Consider the following 22,833-nt stretch of genomic DNA (forward strand, 5'->3'; position numbering starts at 1 on the left):
AACGGCCCATGGTCCTCGCCGTCGAGCACTGTGAACGAGCCCCAGCACCGCTCGACGTGATCGCGCAGGGTGTCCGGCGCGTACTGCGTCAGAACCATCGCCTGGCGGAAGCCGGAGTTGGCGACGTTGGCGAGCGTGTAGTCGACCAGACGGGCGCCGGGGCCGATCGGCAAGGCGGGCTTGGCCTCTTCCTGCGTAAGGTCGTGGAGACGGCTTCCCTTGCCGCCCGCCAGTACAATCGACACCACTTCTTCCGCCAGCCCATCGCAATAGGGCCCTGGGGCATTCGCAACGCTCATTCAAAACCCTCGGGTGCAGCCACGCTTTCGGCTGGATAATTCCTTGGGCAACAATCGGTTCCGGCCTTCGCGCAGTGACCTCGGCCATTTGCGACAAGCCGTTTGGCGCCGCCTCGCGCCAAGGCCGGCCCTGCCGATTACCTGAGGCTTGATCGCGGCCCGCTAGCGTGCGCGCACGATGAGGGCGGAAACGCCGCCAGGACCCCCGAAACTGCCGGAAAGTCGAGGTCTGTGACCAGCGCACCGTTACATTCCGGCAATAAGTTTAGCGAAATGTCGAGCGGATTTTCACAAGCCCGCATGGACTCCGGGCACCCCCTGCCGGACAAGCCCGCCATCCGCAGCGGCCCTCTCGCGACAAGGGAAGCCAGGCTGCGCGATGCGATCCCCGGGAGAGGATTGACCGTGCCCCAGTTCTGTCGGCCACGCGGCCGGCCGTGCGCGGATGCCCCCTGCCCCGGTTCCTCGTAGCGCGCCGCCGTGCGGGAACGCTTGCACAGGACCCCGACGTGGCCAGCCCACCCCCGGCGGCTGAAGCCCATATGAAAGCAGGTCGAGAGGATATGAACGAACTAGATCCGCGCGCGGTCATCGCCCGCGAACCCATGCATTACCGGCAGGTGATCGCGATCGCCGTCGCCACCGCGCTCAACGCGCTCGACGGCTTCGACGTGCTGTCGATCAGCTTCGCCGCGCCGGGCATCTCCAAGGAATGGGGCATCGACCGCGCGGCGCTTGGCCTCGTGCTGTCGATGGAGCTGATCGGCATGGGCATCGGCGCACTCGTGCTGGGCGCGATGGCCGACCGCGTCGGCCGCCGCCCGACGATCCTGGGCTGCCTCGTCATCATGGCGAGCGGGATGTTCCTAGCCTCGACCGCGCAGACCCTGCCGATCCTCTCCGCCTACCGCCTGTTCACCGGGCTGGGCATCGGCGGCATGCTGGCGGCGACCAACGCGATCGTCGCGGAATGCGCCAACGCGCGCCGCCGCAACCTGTCGGTCGCGATCATGGCGGGCGGCTATCCGATGGGCGCCATCGTCGGCGGCTCGATCGCAGCGGTACTGCTGGGGACGACCGGGCGCTGGCAGTCGGTGTTCGAGTTCGGGGCGCTGATGACGGCGCTGTTCATCCCGCTCGTCCTCTGGCTCGTGCCCGAGACGATCGCCTTCCTGCTCCACAAGCGCCCCGCCGGCGCGCTCGAGAAGATCAACCGCACCATGGTGCGCCAAGGCCGCGCGCCGCTGACCGCGCTGCCCCCGCGTGACGAACAGCCGCGCCGCTTCAGCATCGGCCAGTTCTTCGCGCCCGGCATCGCGGGCGTCACCACGCTGCTGATCCTCGCCTATTTCGCCCACATGATGACCTTCTACTTCCTCGTGAAGTGGATCCCCAAGATCGTCGTCGACATGGGTTTCCCGCCGGCATCGGCGGGCGGGGTGCTGGTCTGGGCCAATGTCGGCGGCGCCAGCGGCTCGATCGTGCTGAGCCTGCTGACCCAGAAGTTCGGCGTGCGCCCGCTGGTGATCGGCGCGATGACCTGCGGCGCGGTGGCGGTGACCGTCTTCGGACAGGGCTTCACCACCTTGGCCAGCCTTTCGATCATCGCCTGCATCGGCGGCTTCTTCACCAATGCGGCCACCGCCGGGCTCTACGCGGTGATCGCGCAGTCCTTCCCCGCCTCGCTGCGCGCCGGGGGCACCGGCCTCGTCATCGGCATCGGCCGGGCAGGCGCGGCGTCCGGCCCGATCGTCGCCGGACTGATGTTCGCGGGCGGCTCGTCGCTCCAGTTCGTCGCGCTCGTCATGGGCTGCGGGACGCTGGTCGGCGCCATCGCGCTCGGCCTCGTCCGCTACCGCGAAAACACGATCGCCTGAGTAAAGGCCACCGCCGTGGCCGGCCCGAGATCGGCCGCGGCGTCGAGAGGAACAGCCAGAATGTCGAATAGAATTCCGGGTCGCACCGGCCTCCTTGCCACGACCCTTCTTTCCCTGATGCTGGCGGCGCCCCCCGCGCTGGCGCAGTCGGTCGCCCCCGACGACGACGCGCGCGATGCCCCGGGCGGACCGCAGGCCTCCGCCTCGCCGCCGGGCATCCGCCCGGCCCGCTCTCAGCCCGTGCCCGCCGAGGCGATCCCCGGCGGCCGCAAGGGTCCGCCCGGCGTCCCGCAGGCGATCCGTTGGACCGAGGACTGGTCGAAGGTCCCCGCGCCCGATGCCCCCTTTATCGAGAAAATCCGCCACATCCCGGTCGATACCGACGACGACTTCTACCTCTCCATCGGCGGCGAGGCGCGGGTCTACTACACCGACTGGCACCACTCGGCGCTGGGACTGCGGACGGGCGACAACAATGACCTCGTCCAGAGCCGGCTGCGCCTGATCGGCGACCTCCACCTCGGCCCGAACCTGCGCGCCTACGTGGAGCTGGGAGACAACCGGGAATACGGCGAGGAATTCGCCACCACCCCCAACCGCGACAAGCTGGACGTCTACCAGGCGTTCGTCGACGTCACCGTGCCGCTCGGCGATGCGGGGAGGATCACCGTGCGCCCGGGCCGCTTCGAAATGCCGCTCGGCAACGGCAAGCTGGTGGGCGTGCGCGAAGGGCTCAACATGCGGTTCACCTACCAGGGCGTGCGCGCGACCTACATCCTGCCGGGCAAGGTCTCGGTCGATGCTTTCGCGGCGCGCCCGATCGAGATCAGGCCGGGCACCTTCGACGACCGCGGCGACCCCGCGCGCAGCTTCCACGGCGTCTACGTCAGCGCGCCGGGGGCGATCGCCGGGTTCGGCGCCGACCTCTACTGGTACGAGATGAACCGCGAGAGCGCGAACCTGCGCGAAGGCACCGGCGCGGACGACCGCAACAGCTACGGTGCGCGCCTGTGGCGGCGCAATGCGACCCTGGACTTCGACTTCGAAGGCACGCTCCAGCGCGGCACCTTCACGCAGCAGGACATCAAGGCCTGGGGCGTCCTGTTCGAGGCCGGCTACACTTGGCCGGCGCTGCCGATGAAGCCGCGCCTGGGCCTGCGCGCCAATGCCTTCAGCGGCGATGACGACCTGACCGACGGCAAGGCCGGCACCTTCGTCGCCGCCGCGCCGCGCCTGCCGCTGTTCAGCGAGGCGGCGTTCTTCAACTTCTCGAACCTGATGGACCTCTACCCTTCCGTGACGGTGAAGCCGCTGGACAACGTGACGGTCATGGCCGGCCCCGACTTCCTGTGGCGCCAGAGCAAGGCGGACGGCGTCTACATCGGCCCGGCCGGCTCCTCCTTCGCGCCCTATGGCGATACCCGTTACATCGGCACCGCGTTCAACCTCGAAGCCTCGTGGCAGACCACGAAGCGGCTGAGCTTCCGGCTGTTCGAAACATACTTCGATCCCGGCTCCGCGTTTGAGGCGGCGGGCGGCAAGAAGGGCAACTATTTCGGCGTGATGTCCAATTACCGCTTCTGACGGGCGATTTCGCCTCTAATTCCGCCGCCTTGGTCACAATCCGCCGGGCGGCGGAAACTAAATGCCCTGTCCGCGCGCTACTGCGCATCATGGACGGAACGACACAGCTCGATGCCGACACCGGCCACACCGCGGACCCGGTCCGCAGGCAGCGCCGCATGCGCATCGTGCGCAACGTCGTCCTGACCTTCGTCGGGCTGATTTTTGCGGTCTGGCTGATCCTGTTCATCACCAAGGGCCGCTTCCTCAAGCATCCGTTCGAGAGCGTCGCCTCCTCCCTCACCGACCGCAAGGTGAGCGTCGCGGGCGACTTCCAGCTCTACTTCGCACCCCTGCGCATCAAGTTCCTCGCCGAGGGACTGGACGTCGCCAACCCGCAGTGGGCAGGCGAGCCGAGCCTGTTCGCCGCGAAGCGCATCGAAGCGCGCATCGCCCCGCTGTCGCTGCTGTTCGGGCGCCGCCATATCTACACGCTCGACCTCGACCAGGGCCGCGCCGACCTTGAATGGGACAAGCCGCACCGGAACAACACTTGGACCTTCGGCGCTGAGGGTGGCGGCAAGCCCTTCGAGTTCCCGCGCATCGACCGCGCCACCGTCAGGGGCACGACGATCCGCTACCTTGACCCGCAGATGCAGCTGCTGGCGAACCTCAAGGTCGATCCCATCGTCTCCACCGACGCCCGCATCGGCAAGGCCGTGTCGGTGAGCGGCGACGGCAAGCTGCGCAGCACGCCGTTCCGCCTGACCGCCCGCCTGCTCTCCCCCGACGCGACGGTCAATCGCGGCGAGAACAAGCTGGAACTCAGGGCCTGGGCGGCGAACAGCGTGATCGACGTCGCGGGCACCCTCCCCTCGATCGCCGACGTGGAGGGCGTACCGCTCCAGGTCCGCGCGCAGGGCCGCGACCTTTCCGACCTGCTCGGGGTGATCGACGTGGTGATCCCGCAAACCCGCCGCTACGACCTCAAGGCGCAGATGGTGAAGGACGACAATGCCTACCGCTTCACGAAGCTGGCGGGCACCTTCGGCCAGTCCGACCTCGCCGGCAGCTTCACCGCGACCAACGGCGAGCGCCTGCGCCTGAACGCGGACCTCACAACCCGCCGTCTCGACATCGTCGATGCCGCGCCGTTCATCGGCTACAACCCCGACATCGTCGCCTCCAAGGGCGCCGTCGCCGCCGCTGCCGCTACCGGCGCGGGAGCCCAGCGCGTGCTCCCCGACGCGGCGCTGCCGGTCGCCTCGATGCAGCGCTTCGATGCGACCCTCGACTGGAAGATCGGTGTCGTGCGCTCGCGCAACGTGCCGATCGAGAAGATCGCGATGAAGCTCACCCTCGACCACGGCCGGCTGGCGCTTTCGCCCCTGACCTTCTCGATGGCGCGCGGAGACGTGGCCTCCGACCTGATCTTCGACACCCGCCAGCGTCCCTCGGCGATCAGCTACGACATCCGCCTCTCCCCTACCCCGATGGGCCGACTGCTGGCGGGCTACGGCCTCGCCGAGGCGGGAACGACCGGGACCATCAAGGGCCGCATCAAGCTGGACGGCCGGGGCGATACGATTCACGATTCGCTCGCCAGTTCATCGGGCCGCATCGCCTTCGTCATGCCACAGGGCGCGCTGTGGACTCGCAACATCCAGCTCGCGGAACTCGACCTCGGCACGTTCGTCCAGAAGATGTTCCAGGACAAGCTGAAGGAGCCCGTCCAGATCAACTGCGGCGTCGTCGCCTTCACCGTGCGCGGCGGCATCGCCTCGACCGACCCGATCCTGATAGATACGAAGAAGAACGTCATCACCGGGCGCGGCGCCTTCAGTTTCGGCACCGAGGCGGTCGACATAGCTTTCCGGGCCGACGGCAAGAAGTTCAGCCTGTTCTCCGGCCAGTCCCCGGTCGGAATAGGCGGCCACTTCGCCTCGCCCTCGCTCAACGTCGTGAGCCCCGAATTGCTCGGCCGCGCGGGTGCGGGCCTCGGGCTGGCGGTGGTGGCGACCCCGGTCGCCGGGCTGCTCGCCTTCGTGGATGTGGGCGATGCCAAGTCCGCCGCTTGCGGCCCGGTCCTCTCGGGTGCCAGGGCCACCGCCCAGCGCACCTCCAAGGGCAAGCCGCGCGACGACGTCGGCAAGGGCAAGCAGAAGCCTAAGGACTGAGCCTCAGCGGAGGCGGGCGGCGGTAAGTTGCAGGGACTGCGGCGCGACGAGCGGGTCCCAGCCCAGCTTGGCGATGACGTCGTTGCTCTCGACCGCGCGGCGACCGGGCGCGAGCGACCAAGTGACATGATACGTGCTGCCATCGGGTCGATCGGTCGCCCCCTCGACGGCGACCACCAGCGCCTCCACGCTTTCGCCGTCGTCCACGTGGCCCACGACATGGCCTGCACGGTCAGCGGGTAGCGGGGTGTCCCCGGTCTGGCCGGAGGCGAGCGTCACGTGATGGGCGACGACGTTTTCGTAGCGGGGCGGGAACACCGCCAGGAGCTGGCGGCGCCGCTCAGGATCGAGCAGCCAACCGATAACGATCTTTTCATCCTGTTTGGCGGCCGCGACCTGCGCACGGCACTCGGCCTGCTGCTTCTCGCCTTCCAGCACGAAGTCCGGACGCGCCGTCAGTTCGCCCAGCGCCCGCTTGGCGATGCCGATCACCTCGCCGGCGATCCCGCTCGCCTTGCGCTTCACGTCATCCATTGCCCGTCTCCCGTTCGCCGGCAGCGCCCCTTGTCACGACGAGCGGCGGCCGCCGCGCACCATTTCCTCGATCCACGAGAGCAGCAGCTTGCCGTAGGCGTTGCGGCAGGTCTCGTCGCGCATCGCATGGTCGGCGCCCTTGAGAATGCGGTAGCTCACCGAATTGCTGCGCTGGAATGCGGCCATGAAAGAGCTGATCGCGGCGTGGGGCACGTAGTCGTCATGCTCGGATTCGACGATGAGCACGTCGCCGCCGAACATCTCGCACGCCGCCAGCGCCTTGTCGCTGTAGCCGGTGCGGAAGTGGCTACGGTAAGTCATCAGCTCGTCGCGCGGCAGCAGGGCCTTGGGCACGTCCCAGTGGTCGTCGGGGTAGAGCGCGGGTACCCGCAGCGCCAGCCACGAGACCGCCCGCCGCGCCGTCAGCAGCGCGGCCAGATAGCCGCCGTAGCTGGTGCCGACCACGGCGATCGCCGTCGGGTCGACCTGCGGCTGCGAGGCGAGGAAATCGTAAGCGGCCAGCACGTCCGCCAGCCCGTCCTCGCGGGTGACGAGGTCACGCTTGCCGTCGTGCCGGGCATGGCCGCGCAAGTCGAAGGTGAAGCAGATGCAGCCCATCTGCGCGATTTCCTCGGCCCGCTGCAGGTCCTGCTCCTGCGACCCGCCCCAGCCGTGGATGAACAGCACGCCAGGGATGAGCTTGGCAGGCGAGAGCAGCGTGCCGTCGAGCTGCTCGTCGCCGACCGCGATGGTGACCGGATTGCGTCCGTCCATCACTGCACCGCCGCGTACTTGGTGAGCGGGCCGACGACCGGGTCCATGCCGCTGAAATAGATCGCGGCGCCGGGCGGGGCGGCGTCCACCTCGCCGTAGATCTCGACCGTGGCGGCGTCGACCTGGCCGAGCGACGGGTCGGCGGCGAAGGCTTCGAAGGCGGCGATCTCCGCGCCGCTCGCCCCTCCTGCACGCCAGCTCTGTTCGAGCACGCCGAGGCGCGGGCGGCCGTGAAGGTCGCGCCCGGCGGCGACGTCGTAGTTGCGGCGCGAGGCGAACATGGCGGGATAGGCCGCGAACACGGCAGCGTCGTAACGACGGGCCTTGTCGATGACTTCGGCCAGCTCAGGATCGAGGTCCATCGCCAGAAGCTCGTCCCAGCCGCCGCGCACGCAGTGCAATTGCGAGCCGCCGTAGACCTCCTCACCGAAGTTGCTGACGGTCAGCGCCTGGGTGCCCCAATAGGCGACCGAGCGCCCGAACAGCCGCACGAGGCCGACGCTGTAGGTGCGCACGTCCTCCAGGTTCTCCTCGATCACGAGGCCGCTCGTCGCCAGTTCGTGCGTGTCGAGGGCGAGGACGGCTGCGTCCAACTGCGCGATGTCGCGCACCACCGTCTGCCCCCGGCCCGAGGTGGCCTCGACGTCCTTGAGGCGGATCGGCCCGTGCTCCAGCAGCAGGCGCCCGGCGGCCTGCGCATCGGCCTGCGTGAAGACCGAGAACCCGCGCAGCACCGCATCGCCGAGATCGGCGGCGAGGCCGTGCGCCCAGCCCGCCGGAGCCCGCGCGTCGGCGAAGGGCAGGCCGTGGCTGATGACCTTGGTGGCGACGAAACGCTCGGGCACGACGCCGCCGTAGAGCTGTTCCTCCCGCCGGATGCCGAGCAGCGCCGCCGCGCCTGCCAGCATCGTGTCGTCGGGCACGAGGAACTGGCCCGGCCGGGGCGTGCCCTCGGCGGCCACCACCTCGCCCCCGCACAGCTGCGCGAGGCGCCGCACGATCTCGGTCCGTGCGGACCGGTCGTGGAGGTTGGTCATGTGGGCATCCGCCGTGGCGCAGGCGCGCACCGTACAGGTCGAGGTTTGGGCATCCATGCTCGTGGTCCTTTCGACACGCGGGTCATGGATGTAACGTGGCAGGGAAGGTTGGGTTTCTCCGGGGCGCTCCGGGTCCGGACGCAGGAACACCCCACGCGGCATGCGCCGCTGGGGGAGCCCGAAGGCAAAGTTCATTCCATTTCAGATACTGCCTGGTGCGGTCGAGAAGACTCGAACTTCCACGGGCTTTCGCCCACAACGACCTCAACGTTGCGCGTCTACCAATTCCGCCACGACCGCATATTTTCGGGGCTGGATAATCATCCGCCCCCGGCAGGAGCGGGCCATTAGCAAAGGGTTCCATACCCTGCAAGCGGCTTGCGCCGTTTATTTTCACTTTGATGAACTTTCTTGCCCCGGCCCGCACGAGAACCCCGGAAAAGCGTCGATTTCCGCGAGATTGGCGCTGGCTCTCCCCGATAATGCGCGATCGATCACCGTCCGAGCCCCGCGCATTTCGCAAGTTCTGGATAAAGCGCTTCCCCGGCCTTGCGCCCCACTACCCCGCTTTGGCAGGAGCGAGGCGTGAGCGCGAACATCGTGATCGGCCAGACGCCGCAAGGCCAGCCGATCGAGATCGACATCAAGGAACTTCTGGCGACCCGCCTGCTGGTGCAGGGCAATTCCGGGTCCGGAAAGTCGCACCTGCTGCGCCGGATCCTGGAAGAGAGCGCCACCATCGTCCAGCAGGTCGTGATCGACCCCGAGGGCGACTTCGTATCCCTCGCCGAGCAGTTCGGGCACGTGGTCATCGACGGTTCCGCCTATGGCGAGGCCGAGATCGCCCGGCTCGCGGCGCGTATCCGCCAGCACCGCGCATCGGTCATCCTCGCGCTCGACGAGCTGGAAATCGACCAGCAGATGAAGTGCGCTGCGCAGTTCCTCAACGCCCTGTTCGATGCCCCGCGCGAGCAATGGTATCCCGCGCTCGTGGTGGTCGACGAAGCGCAGATGTTCGCCCCTGCCGCCGCCGGCGAAGTTTCCGAGGAAGCGCGCCGGGTCAGCCTCGCGGCGATGACCAACCTGATGTGCCGCGGGCGCAAGCGCGGCCTCGCAGGCGTGATCGCCACGCAGCGCCTCGCCAAGCTCGCCAAGAACGTCGCGGCCGAGGCCAGCAACTTCCTGATGGGCCGCACCTTCCTCGACATCGACATGATCCGCGCCGCCGACCTGCTCGGCATGGAGCGGCGCCAGGCCGAATCGATCCGCGACCTCGCGCGGGGGCAGTTCCTCGGCCTAGGCCCCGCGATCGCGCGGCGACCGGTTTCGGTGAACGTCGGCTCCGTGCGCACGGGTGCCAAGTCGGTGACGCCCGGCCTCACCCCGCTGCCCACCGCGACCACGGCGGAACTGCGCGAGCTGCTCCACGAGAACCTTCACGTCGAGCTGGAGCGCCCCGAATTCCCCCGGCCCGCGCCACGCACCGAGGACGCCGAATCGCTCGCCCGCCGGATCGCCGCCAACGAAGTGCTGGAGCCGACCAGCTCGCAGGCCCGCGAACGCGAGCGCGAGAGGGAACGCGCCGAGCCCGGCGCCGAGGAAAGCCGGGCCGCCATTACCGAGATCATGAACGCCATGGCGCAGGAGGACGACTGCACGTTCCAGTCCTCGACCACGCTGTTCCAGGACTTCTCGATCCGCTGCCGCATGAAGGGCATCTCGGTGCGCGGGCTCGACGCGACGATGTTCCGCCGGGGCTTCGCCGCCGCACTGGCGGGTATCGAGGACCCTGACGACGAGCGCTGGACGGACCTCATCAACCTGTCCAAGCACGTCCCCGACGATGCGCTGGCGACGTTCTACGTCATCGCCCGCGCCGCCATAGACGGCCAGCCCTGCCCCGACGACATGGACCTCGCACGGATCTACGGCACCAGCTCGCCCCGCCGCGTGCAGCGTCTGCTCGATTATCTGGAGAAGGACGGGCTGATCGTGGTGCGTACCGATTTTTCGGGCAAGCGATCGGTCGGCCTGCCCGACCTCGGCGTGACGACGAGCCCGGTCGAGGCGTGACGCCCCCCGGGCTTCACGCCCGCGCCGATCCGCTGTAAAGCCCGTCCATGGCCGAAATCGTCAACCTCCGCATGGCCCGCAAGGCGAAGGCCCGCGCCGCCGGCAAGCTGGAAGCGGACGCCGCCCGCGCCCGCCACGGCCGCACCAAGGGCGAGCGCCTGGCCTCCGAAGCCGAGGTCGCCCGGATCGACCGCTTGGTCGACGGCGCGAAACGCGAGAACAGGGAAGACTGATGCGCTCGACTTACGAGGAAGCCAGCGTGCGCCTCTACCACCTCGACGGCGGCGCCGAGGGCGGCGCGGCGAACACGCTGTTCTACGGCCCGCTGTCCCAGGCCATGCTCATCGCCGAACAGCAGCCGGAAGAAGTGCAGGACGGCCTGTTCATCGCCACCGACAACGACGTGGTGGCTTACCTCGACCTGCTCGAGAGCTGAGCCTCAGGCGGCGGCAAGCCGACTTGCCTGCCGTCCCGCTTACTCACGCCCACATCCGATCAGTCAGACCGGAGCCTCAGAACTTCGCCTGCACGCCTGCCGCGACGTAGTGGTCGCCGATGTTGCCCTTCACGTCGATGAACGGGGCCAGCGGCATCGCGACGATGCCGTAGCCGCGCAGGTCGTTGCCGATGAAGCGCGCGCCGAGGCCGAAGGACAGCGACATCGGCAGCTTGTACATCGCCTCGACCTTGCCGAAGATCTTGGTGCCCGAATTGTCGCACTTGCCGTCCGAGACCTGCTCGCCGTCGGACGTGCGGATGCACTGCGAATCCTGGTTGTCGTAGCCGTCGTGGTCGCGCTTGTGGAAGAACGCGCCGACGCCCGGAGTGATCGAAAAGCCGCCGTCCTGGATGATCGGCACGCCCACCGCGAGTTCGCCGCCCCAGTCGCCTTCCGAGCGCGCGACATTGGCCTCGGCGGTGACGGTCGCGGCGGTGGCGGGCACGGCCACGGCGAGGGCGCAGGCCCCCAGCGAGCCTGCGAGAAGGTACTTCATGATGGGTCCCTGCTCCTTGAAACCGTTTGCTTTCGCGGGGCTAGTTTCAGTGCGGAGCAGGGGCAAGGCAGGTGGATTCGGTCCGTCCCGGCAAGGACTCGCCCTGTCGGTTTCCGGCGCTTTACGCCTGGAACACCACCTCTGTGCCGGTGTGAACCATCTGCGCGAGGCGCGCGGCGTCCCAGTTGGTCAGGCGCACGCAGCCGTGGCTTTCGGTGCGGCCGATATTCTGCGGCTCGGGCGTGCCATGGATGCCGTAGTGGTCCTTGGAAAGATCGATCCACACGACGCCGACCGGCCCGTTCGGACCCGGAGCGAGGCGCTTGGCCTTGTCGTTCTTGTTCGCGTCCCAGAACAGGTCCGGGTCGTACTGGTAATCGGGGTTGCGCGATTCGCCCTTGATCGTCCAGTTGCCGATCGGCAGCGGATCATGGGCACTGCCGGTGGTCACCGGGAACTGCGCGATGAGCTTGTCCGCCTTGTCGTAGACCCGCAGAGTGCCTTGCGACTTGCTGACCACGATCCGCTCCGCCTCGGGCTGGTCGGCCGCCACGCCGAGACGCTGGAGCGTGTCCGCCCAGCCGCGCTCGTCGCCATCGATCGTGGCGAGCGGCACGTTGGCGACGCCTGGCACGCGAATGGTGCGCCCGCCCGCCAGCGCCGTGTTCGGACCGTTCAGCGTCATGAGCGTGTCCGGCGTGGTGTGGAACCGCTCGGCCAGTGCCTCGGTCATCGAGCGGTAGCCGAGGTGGTCGAAGCGGGCGAGGTCCGCCGTCCTGTGCGGCAGGTCGCGCACGAACGGGCCGCGCGCGAAGGCTGCCGGGATCACCACCAGCCGCGTCGCGGTGGTGCCCTGCCCCTTGAACAATGCCTGCTGCGTCGCGGCGTCGAGCTGGCCGGTCGCCGGCAGTCCGCGCGATTCCTGCAGGGCGCCGAGGGCCAGCTTGTACAACTGCCCCTCCTTGCCGTCGATCACCCCGGGCGAGAAGCCGAGGCGGTCGAGCACCACCTGCGCGCGCATGATGAGGCTGTCCGCCGATTCGGTCTCACCCCCGCCCGGCGCATCGGCGAAGGCGAGCGTATCGGCGCCCCCGACTTTGGACGGCTGGGGTGCGGGTTCGTCGCGCGATCCGCAGGCGGAGATCAGCACGAGCGCGGGCAGGCAGAGCGGAAGGAAGCGTTTCAAGCGGACACCCGGTGTTATTGTTCTATGCCGTCTCAACGCGCCAGATCGCCCCGGGATGCACGGTTGCAACTCGGCGCCCAAACCCTCGCGCTGAACCCTTGTGATTGTGCTGCGCGCCCGCTTGCCATACCGGAGCGCGACATGAGCAAGCTCGATTCCCATCTCGAGGCGGCGCTGGCGCGGATCGGGCGCGCCGGGCAGCGCCGCATCCTGCGCACGACGGCCCTGCTGCCCCGTGGCCGGGTGGAGCGCGGCGGCGCCGCGCTGCTCGACTTCTCCAGCAACGACTACCTCGGCCTCGCCCGCCACCCCCTGCTGACCGCGCGCGCGGGAGAGTGGGCGGCGGCATACGGCGCGGGCTCGGGCGCCTCGCGGCTGGTGACCGGGACGAGCGAGGCGCATCTCGCGCTCGAGGCCCGGATCGCCGCGTTCAAGCACTGCGAGGCGGCGCTGATCTTCGCGAGCGGCTGGCAGGCCAACGCGGCGGTGATCCCGGCGCTGCTGGCGGCGGCTCCGGGTACGGCGGTATTCACCGACCGGCTGGTCCACGCCAGCATGCACGCCGGGCTCGCCATGGCCGGCAGTCGCCAGCACCGCTTTCGCCACAACGACCTCGACCACCTCGAAGCCCTGCTCGCCGAAAAGGGCGCCGAGGCCCCGGCGCGCCTGATCCTCACCGAATCGGTCTTCTCGATGGACGGCGACCTCGCTGACGTCGCCCGCCTCGCCGACATCGCCGAGCGCCACGACGCCGCGTTGTTCATCGACGAGGCCCATGCCACCGGCGTGCTCGGCCCCGGCGGACGCGGCCTCACGGCGCTGGTTCCGGGCCGCGTCGACGTGGTCATGGGCACCTTCAGCAAGGCGCTGGGCGGTTTCGGCGCCTATGTCGCGGGCTCGCAGGCGCTGATCGACTACCTCGTCAACGCGGCGAGCGGCTTCGTCTTCACCACCGCCCCGCCGCCCGCCGTGCTGGGCGCGATCGACGCCGCGCTCGACCTCGTGCCCCAGATGGACGCCGAGCGCGCGCATCTGGCCACACTGGGCGACCGGCTGCGCACGGGCCTCACGCGCCTCGGGCTCGACCACGGCGAATCCTCGACGCAGATCGTCCCGGCCATGATCGGGCCGGAAGACGAGGCCATGGCTCTCTCCGCGCGGCTGGAGGAGGCCGGCTTCCTCGCCTCCGCGATCCGGCCGCCGACGGTGCCGCCGGGCACCAGCCGCCTGCGCATCGCCCTGCGCGCCACGCACTCCGAGGCCGATATCGACGCGCTCCTGGCTGCGATAGAGGCGCACCGGTGAAGCTGCTGTTTGCGCACGGCTGGGGTTTCGACCGGCATTTCTGGGAGCCGCTTGCCGCGCTGCTGCCCGAGTGGGCGCACGCCATCGACGACCGCGGCTACTTCGGCGCGCCCGAGACGGCGCCTGTCGATGGTCCCTGCGTGGCGGTGACCCATTCGTTCGGCACCATGCGCGTGCTTGCCGCGCCGCCGCCCGGCCTCTCCGGGATCGTCGCGATCAACGGGTTCGAGCGCTTCACCGCCGTCCCCGGCCGCGCGGGCGTGCCGGTGCGCGTGCTCGACCGCATGCTGCGCCGCTTCGAGACCGAGCCGCGCGCCGTCCTGACGGAATTCCGCCGCACCTGCGGGAGCGAGGCGCCGTTCGCAGAGATCGACGCCGCCCTGCTCCAGGCTGACCTCCTGCGCCTGCGCGACGCCGCCCCGCCGCTGCCGCGCGTGCCGGTGCTGACGATCCAGGGCGGGCGCGATCCGCTGCTGCCCGAAGCCATGCGCGAGGGCGCCTTCGCTGGCGCCGACGTGCGGCGGCTGGACCACGGGGCGGGCGGGCACCTGCTCCCCCTCGAAGCGCCGCAGCTCTGCGCCGCCGCCGTGCGCGGCATGGTCGAGAGCCTATGACACGGCGCGAGCGCATCCGCGACGCCTTCGCCGCCGCGCCCGATTACGACGACCACGCCCGCGTCCAGCGGGAGGTGGCGAACCGCCTCGCCGCGCGCATCGCCGCGCTGGCCCTGCCGCGCGCTCCGCGCGTGCTGGAGATCGGCTGCGGCACCGGCTTCCTCACCGGAGCACTGGCCGAGACGGGGCTCGGCGGCGAGTGGCTCGTCACCGACATCGCCCCCGAAATGGTCGAGCGTTGCCGGGCCCGCCTTGGCGCGCCGCAGCATGGCCGCGCGCTCGACTTCGCCGTGCTCGACGGCGAACGCGGCACGCCCGCAGGCGGCCCCTTCGACCTCATCTGCTCCAGCCTCGCGGTGCAGTGGTTCGACGATGCTCCCGCCGCTCTCGCCCGCATGGCGGGATGGCTCGCGCCCGGCGGGCACCTCATGGTCACCACGCTCGCACCCGGCAGTTTCGGCGAGTGGCGCGCCGCCCACGAGGTGGAAGGGATCGCGCCCGGCACCCCCGCCTTCGCTCCAGTCGAGAATTTCGCCGCCCTCTCCCTCACGTCGCTGACGGTGGAGCGCCATCTCGAAAGCCACGCCGACCCCCGCGCTTTCCTGCGCGCGGTGAAGGCGATCGGCGCGGGCACTTCGCATCCCGCGCACCGCCCACTGAGCCCCCCCCAGTTGCGCCGCGTCATGGCCAGATTCGCCCAAAGCGGATGCGAAGTGACGTACGAGGTCGTGACCTGCCACCTCCACCGCGCTAGGTGACACGCCCATGACCACACGCCCGATCATCGTCACCGGCACCGACACCGGCATCGGCAAGACCGTGTTCGCCGCCGCCCTCGCTGGAGCGCTGGGCGCACATTACTGGAAGCCGGTGCAGGCGGGTATCGAGGACGAAGGCACCGATGCCCAGCGCGTCGCGCACCTCTCGGGCCTGCCGCGCGCGCAGGTGCTGGACGAGGCCTACCGCCTCGCCACGCCCTGTTCGCCCCATCTCGCAGCCGAGATCGACGGCGTTGCGATCGACCCCGCCCGGCTCGCGCTGCCGAAGCTCGATGGCCCGCTGGTGGTCGAGGGCGCGGGCGGCGTGCTGGTGCCGATCTCGCGCAGCGAAACCTATGCCGACCAGTTCGCCCGCTGGGGCGCGCCGGTCGTACTGGTCGCCCGCACCCAGCTCGGCACGATCAACCACGCCCTGCTTTCGGTCGAGGCGCTGCGTGCGCGCGGCGTGCCGATCCTGGGCGTGGCCTTCGTCGGCGAGCCCGTCGAGGACAGCGAGGCGACGATCTGCGCCATGGCCGGCGTAAGGCGTCTCGGCCGTCTGCCCCGGCTCGATCCGCTGACGCCCGAAAACCTGCGCGCCGCGTTCGCCGCCGCCTTCCGGGTGGAGGACTTCGCATGACCGGCTCGGCGATCTGGCACCCCTTCACCCAGCACGGCCTCTGCGAGCCCATCCCGCTCGTCACCCATGCCGAAGGCGCGCTCCTGCACACGGCGGACGGGCGCACGGTGATCGACGCGGTCTCGTCCTGGTGGGTGACCACGCATGGCCATTGCCACCCGCGCATCATGGCTGCCGTGGCCGAGCAGGCGCAGAAGCTCGACCAGCTCATCTTCGCCGGCTGGACGCACGAGCCTGCCGAGGCCGTCGCCGCCGGGCTCACCGCGATCATGCCGCCCGAACTGACGCGGGTGTTCTTCTCCGATTCGGGCTCCACCAGCGTCGAGGTCGCGCTCAAGATGGCGCTCGGGTACTGGCACGCTCGCGGAGAGGCCCGCCACCGCATCGTGGTGATGGAGCATTCCTACCACGGCGACACCATCGGCGCGATGTCGGTGGGCGCGCGCGGCGTGTTCAACCGCCCCTACGAGCCGCTGCTGTTCGACGTCGGCCGCATTCCCTTCCCGGCGGCAGGCCGCGAACATGATACGCTCGATGCCCTCGAAGCCCTCTGCCGCGAAGGCCAGACCGCCGCGCTGATCGTGGAACCGCTGATCCTCGGTGCCGGTGGGATGCTCGTCTACGGGCGGGAAACGCTGAAGGCGATGCGCGAAATCTGCGCGGCGCACGGCGTCCTGTTCATCGCTGACGAGGTGATGACCGGCTGGGGCCGCACCGGCACGCTGCTCGCCTGCGAGCAGGCCGGGATCGTCCCCGATATTCTGTGTCTTTCCAAGGGCCTGACCGGCGGCTCGCTGCCGCTGGCGGTGACCATGGCGACCGAGCCGATCTTCGAGGCGCACTGGTCCACCGACCGGGCCCGGATGTTCTTCCACTCGTCCAGCTACACCGCCAACCCGATCGCCTGCGCGGCAGCGGCCGCCAACCTCGCCATCTGGCGCGAGGAGCCGGTGATGGAATGCGTGACCGACCTCGCCGCGCGCCAGTCCGCCTGGCTGGAGAAGCTCGGTCGCTTCTGCCATTTCGAGAACCCGCGTACGCTGGGCACCATCGCCGCGCTGGACCTCAGGACGCTGGAGTCCGGCGGCTACATGGACAGCCTCGCCCCCGAACTCATGGCCTTCTTCCGCGAGCGGGACGTTCTGCTGCGCCCGCTCGGCAACACCGTCTACGTGATGCCGCCCTATTGCATCACCGACGACCAGCTCGACGACGTGTGGAACGCCATAGGCGAGGCCGTTATCTCGTTCTGAGGGCAGGCTCCAAGGCCCCCTACCCTCACAACTCCATGACGCTGGGCTTGCTGGAGCGCTCGATCATCCCGGTCGTGCGCTCCCCGTCCCAGGTGTAAAAGGCGTGGCTCTGCTGGACGATCGGCCAGTCCTTGGGCCAGTCGGGCGGGAGAACGTGGCCGCCGCGCGAGCGGGTGTTGGCGAACGTCAGCCCGCCGATCTCGACGCGGCGGCCGTCCACTGTTTCCAGCACGCAGGACACGTCCTCGCCGCCGGTTACCAGCTTGCGCAGCCAGGGGATGCCGACCGGGCGCGCGCCCGTGCGAACGCCGTCTTCGATGATCCAGCCTTCGGAATAGCTCGGCGGCTCACCCTCGCGCGGGGGGTAGGAGTTGAAGCCGAAGGCCCGGCCGCTGGGGAACACGGCGGACTGCCAGCAGTGGCCCCAGAACCCGGCGAAGGCGCGGAAACCGGTGCGGCGGATGCGCAGGCCATTGGCGTTGAAAGCCTGCGTCTCACCGTCGACGGTGAGGGTGCCGGAGGCCCGGAACAATTGCTCGTAGCGCGGGCTCATGTAGTCGCCCTGCTTGCCGCCGAGCGCCTCGGCCGCTTCGGGCAGGATCGAGCCGGGTTCCCACGGGATCGCGGCCATGCGCATGTCGATGTCGAAGGAAATTGCGGCCCATTCCTTCTCCTCGAAGTCGGGGTTCTCGAGGATTTCCTGCGCGCTGGTGATAGCGACCGGGCCTTCGAAGGTCACGGTCCAGCGGCGAAACGGCTCGACGCAATCGAAACGGATCGGGCCGGTGGCGCGCACCGTGGGCCTGCCGTCAGCCCCGTAGGCGCTCTGCGTTTCCCCGTCGCCGCGCCGCGAATAGAGGCGGCCATCGGCGAAGGCTATGTCGAGCCAGAGTTCGTGGCGGTCCCACTGCGCGCCGACGGCTTCGACGCCGACCCGCATGGCGAAGAGGCCGTTTTCCTCCTCCAACCAGACGTTCACGGCGTCGCGGATGCCGTCCTCGGGCCGCTCGGCCACGACGTACTCACGGGTTTCGGGCAGGCCGCCCGACAGGTCGGTCGCTTGGGTCGCCATGGCACTTCCCTCCTCTTATTACAGAGGGGAGGCTGTCACGCCGCTGCGGCAAGGTCACGCCCCCAGCGGCGCGCCTCGGCGATATTCGGAGCCGGGGCTCAGACGTAAGGCGGCTTGTCGCGGCCGGTCGGGCTGGTAGTGAAGATCTCGCAGCCGTCCTCGGTGATGCCGATCGAGTGCTCGAACTGCGCCGAGAGCGACTTGTCGCGGGTGACTGCCGTCCAGCCGTCGGACAGCAGCTTCACCGGCGGCTTGCCGAGATTGATCATCGGCTCGATGGTCATGAACATGCCCGGCTTGAGCAGCGGCCCGGTGCCGGGGCGGCCGGCGTGGACCACCTCGGGGGCATCGTGGAACAGGCGGCCGAGGCCATGCCCGCAGAATTCGCGCACCACGCCGTAGCGGTTGGCTTCGGCATAAGCCTGGATGGCGGCGCCGATGTCGCCCACGCGGTTGCCCGGCTTGGCCTCCGCGATGCCGATCATCAGGCACTCGTAGGTCACGTCGACGAGGCGGCGGGCCTTCAGCGGCACGTCGCCGACGAGGTACATGCGGCTGGTGTCGCCGTGCCAGCCGTCCAAGAGCGGGGTCACGTCGATGTTGACGATGTCGCCGTCCTTGAAGGTCTTCTCGGACGGGATGCCATGGCAGACGACATGGTTGATCGAGATGCAGCACGAATGCGCATAGCCCCGGTAGCCCAGCGTGGCGGGCACGGCGCCGCCGTCGAGCGTGAGTTCGCGCACCTTGTCGTCGATCGACGCGGTGGTGACGCCGGGCTGCACCAGCGGCGCGATCTCGTCGAGGATGCGCGCGGCGAGCTGGCCGGCGCGGCGCATGCCTTCGAAGCCTTCGGGGCCGTGCAGCTTGATGGTGCCGTCACGCAGGAGGGCTTCCTCCTGGCCGGGCTCTACGATCTGGTATTCGGTCATGTGTCCCAGATAGCACGCCTGCCCGGAAATTGCGAGGCTAGGGCCTCACGGAAAACGCCGCGCGGTACTGCGGCTTCAGCGCGGCAATGACCTTGGCGGTCACCGGCACCGTCACCTCGTAGCTGCCCTCGGCATAGGGCCCGGCCTCGTAGGGGGCCACCAGCACGCCGATGCGGTCGAAGGTGCGGCGGTTGGTGGAGCCCAGGATCACCGTTTGCGCGGTGGGGTCGATGCATTCGGTGAACATCTGCCCGCTGCGCTGCACCGGCTCCCCTCGCTTCTTCGAGCGCTGCTGGTCGAGCATGTCGCAGAACGGCGCCTGGATCGCATCGCGAAGCGCGTCCTGGCTGGCGAAAAGGTCGCCGGGCTTGCGCGCGGTGTCGGCTTCGCGGTCCCACAACAGCGCGTCGTAGTTGGTCATGCCGTGTGCGCCGCCCGAAAATTCGTAGAGCTTGGAGGAGAGCGAGAGCCAGCCGGGCAGGTCGGTCACCACCTTCCACTCGGCCTGCCGTTCGTAGGCGTGGAAGGGGAAGCCGGCCTTCGCCGCGTCCGCCTTGCCGCTCCGCGCGGAGGCATCGACGTCGGTCTTGGCGGCATCGAGGCGCTGGTCGAGCATTTCACGAAGGCCGGGGATCGCCGCCGCCTGGTCGGGATAGGAATAGGCGAAGGTGTAGGCTTCGTTCTCGACCTTCTCGGATCGCCCCATCGCAGCGGGCGGCGTTTCGGTAGGCGCTTCCGAGGGAGCCGCCGCTTCCTCGCTCGCCGTCTCGGAAGCGCCCGGCTGGGGCCCGCCCCAACCGTTGCAACCTGCCGCCGCCAGGGCCATGATCGCCACCCAACCGCCGTACCGCATCAAAATTCCTCTCGCACTCGGGTTAGCGGGAAGGCTAGAGAATCAGCGCATGAGCGACAAGAACGCATTGATCCAGCCCGATCGCGGCCAGAAGGCCGTTTCCATCCACCTCGTCGAGAAGGACGGACTGGAGAAATTCGTCAAGGGCCTGAGCGTTCCCCAGCGCGCCGCGATCGAGGCGAACCGATTCACCGGCGCCGCTGGCGACTACGCCGTGATCCCGGATGGTGACGGCTGGGCGGCAGTGCTTGGGGTTGCGAACACGGGTTCGCTGACGAGCTGGTGCATGGCCAAGCTGGCGGAGAAGCTGCCGGCGGGCACCTACCGCCGCGTCGGCGGAGAGCCGGGTGCGGCGATGCTCGGCTGGATTCTCGGCCAGTACAGCTTCGATCGCTACCTCTCCGATCCCGAGGACGAAGGCCCCCGCGTGCTGCTGACCGGCGAGCCCAAGGGGATCGACGCCGCCACTGCAGAGGCCGATGCGGTCATGCTGGTGCGCGACCTCGTCAACACGCCCGCCGAGGACATGGGCCCCGCCCAGCTCGAGGCCGAGGCGGAGAACCTGCACAAGGCCTTCCGCGCCGAGATCCGCGTGACGCGCGGCGACATGCTGGAGCGCGAGTTCCCGATGGTCCACGCGGTCGGCCGGGCCGCCGCCCGCTCTCACGCCCCGCGCATGATCGAGCTTGAGTGGGGCGACCCCAAGCACCCACGCGTCGCCATCGTCGGCAAGGGCGTGTGCTTCGATTCGGGCGGGCTCGACATCAAGCCGGGCTCGGGCATGCTGCTCATGAAAAAGGACATGGGCGGCGCGGCCCATGCACTGGCCCTTGCCCGCCTCGTCATGGGCGCGAACCTGCCCGTGCGCCTGCACGTGCTGGTCCCGGCGGTCGAGAACGCGATCGCCGGCAATGCCTTCCGCCCCGGCGACGTGCTGCGCAGCCGCGCCGGCATCTCGGTCGAGATCGGTAATACCGACGCCGAAGGCCGTCTGATCCTGGGCGATGCGCTGACCCGCGCGGGTGAGGACAAGCCCGAGCTGATCATCGACTTCGCCACCCTCACCGGCGCCGCGCGCGTCGCCGTCGGCCCCGACCTCCCCGCGCTGTTCACTCGCGAGGACGCGACGGCCGAGGCGCTGTTGGCGTCGGGCAAGGCGGTCGACGACCCGTGCTGGCGCCTGCCGCTGCACGAGGGTTACCGCGAATACCTCAAGTCCGACATCGCCGACATCAACAATGCCGGCTCCAGCGGGTTTGCGGGGGCAAGCACGGCGGCACTGTTCCTCGACCGGTTCGTGCCCAAGGGCCTCGACTGGGCGCACTTCGACACCTTCGCCTGGCGTCCCGCCGCCAAGCCCGGCCGCCCCAAGGGCGGCGACGCGCTGGGCCTTCGCGCGGCATGGCACATGCTCAGGGCGCGCTATACCTAACTTGCGAAGCGCCCATGACCCGGCTAAGCGCGCCCATCTTTGCTTTTGGAGACGCACCGACGTTGGCACCTGTGGATTCGTATACCCGCCCTCCCCGGACCGAAGGCATGCTTGCCATGACCGGGCCGAGCGTGCGCGCGGATCCCGGCTGCCTTCCGGTTCGCGGCGACCTGGCGCACATCAAGCTCGCCGGGCTTTACTTCGTCCCCCACTACGCCGCGCCGATGCCGCGCAAGGTGATCGCGAACGCAGTGCTGCGCGCGACCGGGCGCGCTGACGGCGAGGTCGTGATGGACCTGCCCTCCGCCGCGACCTTCAACGTGCTCGACATTTCCGGCAAGTGGGCGTGGGGGCAGCTCGGCGAGGATGGCCCGGTGGGCTATGTCGCGCTCGGCCAGCTTGAGGCCCAGGCCTGATGACCCGCAGCGTCTTCATCGACGGCGCCGCCGGCACCACCGGCCTCGAGATCGCCCAGCGGCTCGCCGGCCGCCCCGAATTCGACCTCGTGACCCTCAGCGACGAGCGCCGCAAGGACGACGCCGCCCGCGCCGAGGCTCTGAACGACGCCGATTTCGTGATCCTGTGCCTGCCGGACGACGCTGCCAAGGCCGCCGTGGGCATGATCGCCAACGATCGCACCCGGGTGATCGACGCCTCGTCCGCCTACCGCACCGCGCCGGGCTGGGCCTACGGCTTCCCCGAAGTCACCGGCCGCGACGCGGTCGCCTCCGCCATGCGCGTCAGCAATCCGGGCTGCTATCCCACCGGCTTCATCGCCCTCGTCGCGCCGCTCGTGCGCGCTGGGCTGCTGCCGGCCGACTGGCCCTACGTCTGCCACGCCGTCTCGGGCTATTCGGGCGGCGGCAAGGCGCTGATCGCCCGTTTCGAGGCCGACACCGACATCGCCTTTCGCGCCTACGGCCTCGCGCTGGGCCACAAGCATGTGCCGGAAATGCAGGCCCACGCCGGCTTGGCCCACGAGCCGATCTTCGCGCCCGCCGTGGTGCCCGCGCACCGCGGCATGCTGGTCGAAGTGCCGCTGCACCTCTCGATGATGCCGTCTGCCGGCTCGCCCGAAAGCCTGCGCGCCGCGCTTACCGAGTTCTACGCCGGCAGCCCGGTGGTGAAGGTCGTGGACGACCAGCCCGACGAACTGCTGCTGCGCGGCTCGATGCCCCCGGTCGACAGCCTGATCCTGCGCGTGCTGGGCGCGAAGGACGGCAAACAGGCCCGCCTGGTCGCCATGCTCGACAACCTCGGCAAGGGTGCCAGCGGCGCTGCGGTGCAGAACCTCAACATCATGGCTGGCCTCGACGAGACGGCGGGACTCCGGCTCTGACCCAGCGCGGCGGGCTTCAACACCCGCACTGCACAATTTACGGGCACGTCGTGCCTGAAACTTGAACAGAACTTGGCCCACCAAGGGGTGCGGCATTGCCACAGTGGGTCAGTTGACGGA

Annotated in this window: 23 protein-coding genes and 1 tRNA gene; 14 read left to right on the forward strand and 10 right to left on the reverse strand. The window is 69.3% G+C overall.

Annotated elements, in window-relative coordinates; translation table 11 throughout:
• Nucleotides 1–299: sugar phosphate nucleotidyltransferase (locus PMI02_RS16970; protein ID WP_007685080.1), on the reverse strand; the 299-nt coding region annotated here is incomplete at its 3' end.
• Nucleotides 300–862: 563 nt separating this feature from the next.
• Between PMI02_RS16970 and PMI02_RS16975 the strand changes: the two genes are divergently transcribed.
• The 3 genes from PMI02_RS16975 (at nucleotide 863) to PMI02_RS16985 (ending at nucleotide 5,916) form a co-directional block, all read left to right on the forward strand.
• Nucleotides 863–2,176, forward strand: a complete 1,314-nt coding sequence (locus PMI02_RS16975) for an MFS transporter (protein WP_007685081.1) — start codon at nucleotides 863–865, stop codon at nucleotides 2,174–2,176.
• 60 nt (nucleotides 2,177–2,236) lie between these two features.
• Entirely contained in the window at nucleotides 2,237–3,760 is a 1,524-nt protein-coding gene (locus tag PMI02_RS16980; RefSeq protein ID WP_007685082.1) for an alginate export family protein, read from the forward strand.
• 89 nt (nucleotides 3,761–3,849) lie between these two features.
• The gene (locus PMI02_RS16985; protein WP_007685083.1) at nucleotides 3,850–5,916 is read left to right on the forward strand and encodes an AsmA family protein; all 2,067 of its coding nucleotides are present in this window, start codon (nucleotides 3,850–3,852) and stop codon (nucleotides 5,914–5,916) included.
• Between the two features lie 3 nt (nucleotides 5,917–5,919).
• On the opposite strand, the gene PMI02_RS16990 is transcribed toward PMI02_RS16985, so the two are convergent.
• The 4 genes from PMI02_RS16990 to PMI02_RS17005 form a co-directional block, all read right to left on the reverse strand.
• Complete coding sequence (locus PMI02_RS16990; RefSeq protein WP_007685084.1) at nucleotides 5,920–6,450, reverse strand: CsbD family protein; 531 nt, start codon at nucleotides 6,448–6,450, stop codon at nucleotides 5,920–5,922.
• Nucleotides 6,451–6,483: 33 nt separating this feature from the next.
• Nucleotides 6,484–7,224, reverse strand: coding sequence for a S9 family peptidase (locus PMI02_RS16995; protein WP_007685086.1), 741 nt, complete (start codon nucleotides 7,222–7,224; stop codon nucleotides 6,484–6,486).
• Nucleotides 7,224–8,318, reverse strand: coding sequence for a DUF3182 family protein (locus PMI02_RS17000; RefSeq protein ID WP_007685088.1), 1,095 nt, complete (start codon nucleotides 8,316–8,318; stop codon nucleotides 7,224–7,226). Before PMI02_RS17000 ends, PMI02_RS16995 begins: the two co-directional genes overlap by 1 nt.
• 156 nt (nucleotides 8,319–8,474) lie before the next feature.
• Nucleotides 8,475–8,561, reverse strand: a tRNA-Leu gene (locus PMI02_RS17005).
• A 285-nt stretch (nucleotides 8,562–8,846) separates the two neighbouring features.
• Between PMI02_RS17005 and PMI02_RS17010 the strand changes: the two genes are divergently transcribed.
• Genes PMI02_RS17010 through PMI02_RS17020 form a run of 3 tightly spaced genes read left to right on the forward strand, consistent with a single transcriptional unit; the run spans nucleotide 8,847 to nucleotide 10,770 of the window.
• Nucleotides 8,847–10,334: an ATP-binding protein gene (locus tag PMI02_RS17010; protein ID WP_007685090.1), complete on the forward strand. Its 1,488-nt coding sequence runs from the start codon at nucleotides 8,847–8,849 to the stop codon at nucleotides 10,332–10,334.
• A gap of 47 nt (nucleotides 10,335–10,381) precedes the next feature.
• On the forward strand, nucleotides 10,382–10,567 hold the full coding sequence (locus PMI02_RS17015; RefSeq protein ID WP_007685092.1) for a DUF4169 family protein: 186 nt from the start codon (nucleotides 10,382–10,384) through the stop codon (nucleotides 10,565–10,567).
• Nucleotides 10,567–10,770 (forward strand): hypothetical protein, encoded by a 204-nt coding sequence (locus PMI02_RS17020; protein WP_007685093.1) that lies wholly within the window; start codon nucleotides 10,567–10,569, stop codon nucleotides 10,768–10,770. Before PMI02_RS17015 ends, PMI02_RS17020 begins: the two co-directional genes overlap by 1 nt.
• Before the next feature lie 76 nt (nucleotides 10,771–10,846).
• On the opposite strand, the gene PMI02_RS17025 is transcribed toward PMI02_RS17020, so the two are convergent.
• Complete coding sequence (locus PMI02_RS17025; RefSeq protein WP_007685094.1) at nucleotides 10,847–11,329, reverse strand: hypothetical protein; 483 nt, start codon at nucleotides 11,327–11,329, stop codon at nucleotides 10,847–10,849.
• A 121-nt stretch (nucleotides 11,330–11,450) separates the two neighbouring features.
• The gene (locus tag PMI02_RS17030; RefSeq protein WP_007685095.1) at nucleotides 11,451–12,515 is read right to left on the reverse strand and encodes a L,D-transpeptidase family protein; all 1,065 of its coding nucleotides are present in this window, start codon (nucleotides 12,513–12,515) and stop codon (nucleotides 11,451–11,453) included.
• Between the two features lie 141 nt (nucleotides 12,516–12,656).
• Between PMI02_RS17030 and bioF the strand changes: the two genes are divergently transcribed.
• Genes bioF through PMI02_RS17055 form a run of 5 tightly spaced genes read left to right on the forward strand, consistent with a single transcriptional unit; the run spans nucleotide 12,657 to nucleotide 17,085 of the window.
• Nucleotides 12,657–13,820, forward strand: coding sequence for an 8-amino-7-oxononanoate synthase (gene bioF / locus PMI02_RS17035; RefSeq protein WP_007685096.1), 1,164 nt, complete (start codon nucleotides 12,657–12,659; stop codon nucleotides 13,818–13,820).
• On the forward strand, nucleotides 13,817–14,434 hold the full coding sequence (locus PMI02_RS17040; RefSeq protein ID WP_007685097.1) for an alpha/beta fold hydrolase: 618 nt from the start codon (nucleotides 13,817–13,819) through the stop codon (nucleotides 14,432–14,434). Before bioF ends, PMI02_RS17040 begins: the two co-directional genes overlap by 4 nt.
• Nucleotides 14,431–15,192, forward strand: coding sequence for a methyltransferase domain-containing protein (locus tag PMI02_RS17045; protein WP_007685098.1), 762 nt, complete (start codon nucleotides 14,431–14,433; stop codon nucleotides 15,190–15,192). The genes PMI02_RS17040 and PMI02_RS17045 overlap by 4 nt, the downstream gene beginning before the upstream one ends.
• Nucleotides 15,193–15,199: 7 nt before the next feature.
• On the forward strand, nucleotides 15,200–15,832 hold the full coding sequence (gene bioD, locus PMI02_RS17050; protein ID WP_007685099.1) for a dethiobiotin synthase: 633 nt from the start codon (nucleotides 15,200–15,202) through the stop codon (nucleotides 15,830–15,832).
• A complete protein-coding gene (locus PMI02_RS17055) occupies nucleotides 15,829–17,085 on the forward strand; it encodes an adenosylmethionine--8-amino-7-oxononanoate transaminase (RefSeq protein ID WP_007685100.1) in 1,257 nt (418 codons plus the stop codon). Before bioD ends, PMI02_RS17055 begins: the two co-directional genes overlap by 4 nt.
• A gap of 25 nt (nucleotides 17,086–17,110) precedes the next feature.
• Here the strand turns inward: PMI02_RS17055 and PMI02_RS17060 are convergent, their stop codons facing one another.
• From PMI02_RS17060 to PMI02_RS17070, 3 genes are all read right to left on the reverse strand, one after another.
• A complete protein-coding gene (locus PMI02_RS17060; protein ID WP_007685101.1) occupies nucleotides 17,111–18,157 on the reverse strand; it encodes a hypothetical protein in 1,047 nt (348 codons plus the stop codon).
• A 98-nt stretch (nucleotides 18,158–18,255) separates the two neighbouring features.
• Nucleotides 18,256–19,089, reverse strand: coding sequence for a type I methionyl aminopeptidase (gene map, locus PMI02_RS17065; RefSeq protein ID WP_007685102.1), 834 nt, complete (start codon nucleotides 19,087–19,089; stop codon nucleotides 18,256–18,258).
• Nucleotides 19,090–19,126: 37 nt separating this feature from the next.
• Nucleotides 19,127–19,942: a DUF4163 domain-containing protein gene (locus PMI02_RS17070; protein WP_007685103.1), complete on the reverse strand. Its 816-nt coding sequence runs from the start codon at nucleotides 19,940–19,942 to the stop codon at nucleotides 19,127–19,129.
• Between the two features lie 49 nt (nucleotides 19,943–19,991).
• Here PMI02_RS17070 and PMI02_RS17075 point away from each other — a divergent pair, with 49 nt between their 5' ends.
• From PMI02_RS17075 to argC, 3 genes are all read left to right on the forward strand, one after another.
• Nucleotides 19,992–21,374 carry a M17 family metallopeptidase gene (locus PMI02_RS17075; protein WP_007685107.1) on the forward strand — a complete coding sequence of 461 codons (1,383 nt, stop codon included), beginning with the start codon at nucleotides 19,992–19,994 and terminating at the stop codon, nucleotides 21,372–21,374.
• A gap of 107 nt (nucleotides 21,375–21,481) precedes the next feature.
• Nucleotides 21,482–21,790, forward strand: a complete 309-nt coding sequence (locus PMI02_RS17080) for a hypothetical protein (protein WP_007685108.1) — start codon at nucleotides 21,482–21,484, stop codon at nucleotides 21,788–21,790.
• On the forward strand, nucleotides 21,790–22,713 hold the full coding sequence (argC, locus tag PMI02_RS17085) for an N-acetyl-gamma-glutamyl-phosphate reductase (RefSeq protein WP_007685111.1): 924 nt from the start codon (nucleotides 21,790–21,792) through the stop codon (nucleotides 22,711–22,713). The genes PMI02_RS17080 and argC overlap by 1 nt, the downstream gene beginning before the upstream one ends.
• Nucleotides 22,714–22,833: the final 120 nt, after the last annotated feature.

The sequence above is a fragment of the Novosphingobium sp. AP12 genome, from assembly GCF_000281975.1.
In the GTDB taxonomy this organism is placed as follows: domain Bacteria; phylum Pseudomonadota; class Alphaproteobacteria; order Sphingomonadales; family Sphingomonadaceae; genus Novosphingobium.

Bases quoted from the DNA above. Each gene is read 5' to 3' on its own strand.
- PMI02_RS16975 (WP_007685081.1), top strand. From the start codon at position 863: ATGAACGAACTAGATCCGCGCGCGGTCATCGCCCGCGAACCCATGCAT.
- PMI02_RS16980 (WP_007685082.1), top strand. From the start codon at position 2,237: ATGTCGAATAGAATTCCGGGTCGCACCGGCCTCCTTGCCACGACCCTT.
- PMI02_RS16985 (WP_007685083.1), top strand. From the start codon at position 3,850: ATGGACGGAACGACACAGCTCGATGCCGACACCGGCCACACCGCGGAC.
- PMI02_RS16990 (WP_007685084.1), bottom strand. From the start codon at position 6,450: ATGGATGACGTGAAGCGCAAGGCGAGCGGGATCGCCGGCGAGGTGATC.
- PMI02_RS16995 (WP_007685086.1), bottom strand. From the start codon at position 7,224: ATGGACGGACGCAATCCGGTCACCATCGCGGTCGGCGACGAGCAGCTC.
- PMI02_RS17000 (WP_007685088.1), bottom strand. From the start codon at position 8,318: ATGGATGCCCAAACCTCGACCTGTACGGTGCGCGCCTGCGCCACGGCG.
- PMI02_RS17015 (WP_007685092.1), top strand. From the start codon at position 10,382: ATGGCCGAAATCGTCAACCTCCGCATGGCCCGCAAGGCGAAGGCCCGC.
- PMI02_RS17020 (WP_007685093.1), top strand. From the start codon at position 10,567: ATGCGCTCGACTTACGAGGAAGCCAGCGTGCGCCTCTACCACCTCGAC.
- PMI02_RS17025 (WP_007685094.1), bottom strand. From the start codon at position 11,329: ATGAAGTACCTTCTCGCAGGCTCGCTGGGGGCCTGCGCCCTCGCCGTG.
- bioF (WP_007685096.1), top strand. From the start codon at position 12,657: ATGAGCAAGCTCGATTCCCATCTCGAGGCGGCGCTGGCGCGGATCGGG.
- PMI02_RS17045 (WP_007685098.1), top strand. From the start codon at position 14,431: ATGACACGGCGCGAGCGCATCCGCGACGCCTTCGCCGCCGCGCCCGAT.
- bioD (WP_007685099.1), top strand. From the start codon at position 15,200: ATGACCACACGCCCGATCATCGTCACCGGCACCGACACCGGCATCGGC.
- PMI02_RS17055 (WP_007685100.1), top strand. From the start codon at position 15,829: ATGACCGGCTCGGCGATCTGGCACCCCTTCACCCAGCACGGCCTCTGC.
- PMI02_RS17060 (WP_007685101.1), bottom strand. From the start codon at position 18,157: ATGGCGACCCAAGCGACCGACCTGTCGGGCGGCCTGCCCGAAACCCGT.
- map (WP_007685102.1), bottom strand. From the start codon at position 19,089: ATGACCGAATACCAGATCGTAGAGCCCGGCCAGGAGGAAGCCCTCCTG.
- PMI02_RS17070 (WP_007685103.1), bottom strand. From the start codon at position 19,942: ATGCGGTACGGCGGTTGGGTGGCGATCATGGCCCTGGCGGCGGCAGGT.
- PMI02_RS17075 (WP_007685107.1), top strand. From the start codon at position 19,992: ATGAGCGACAAGAACGCATTGATCCAGCCCGATCGCGGCCAGAAGGCC.
- PMI02_RS17080 (WP_007685108.1), top strand. From the start codon at position 21,482: ATGCTTGCCATGACCGGGCCGAGCGTGCGCGCGGATCCCGGCTGCCTT.
- argC (WP_007685111.1), top strand. From the start codon at position 21,790: ATGACCCGCAGCGTCTTCATCGACGGCGCCGCCGGCACCACCGGCCTC.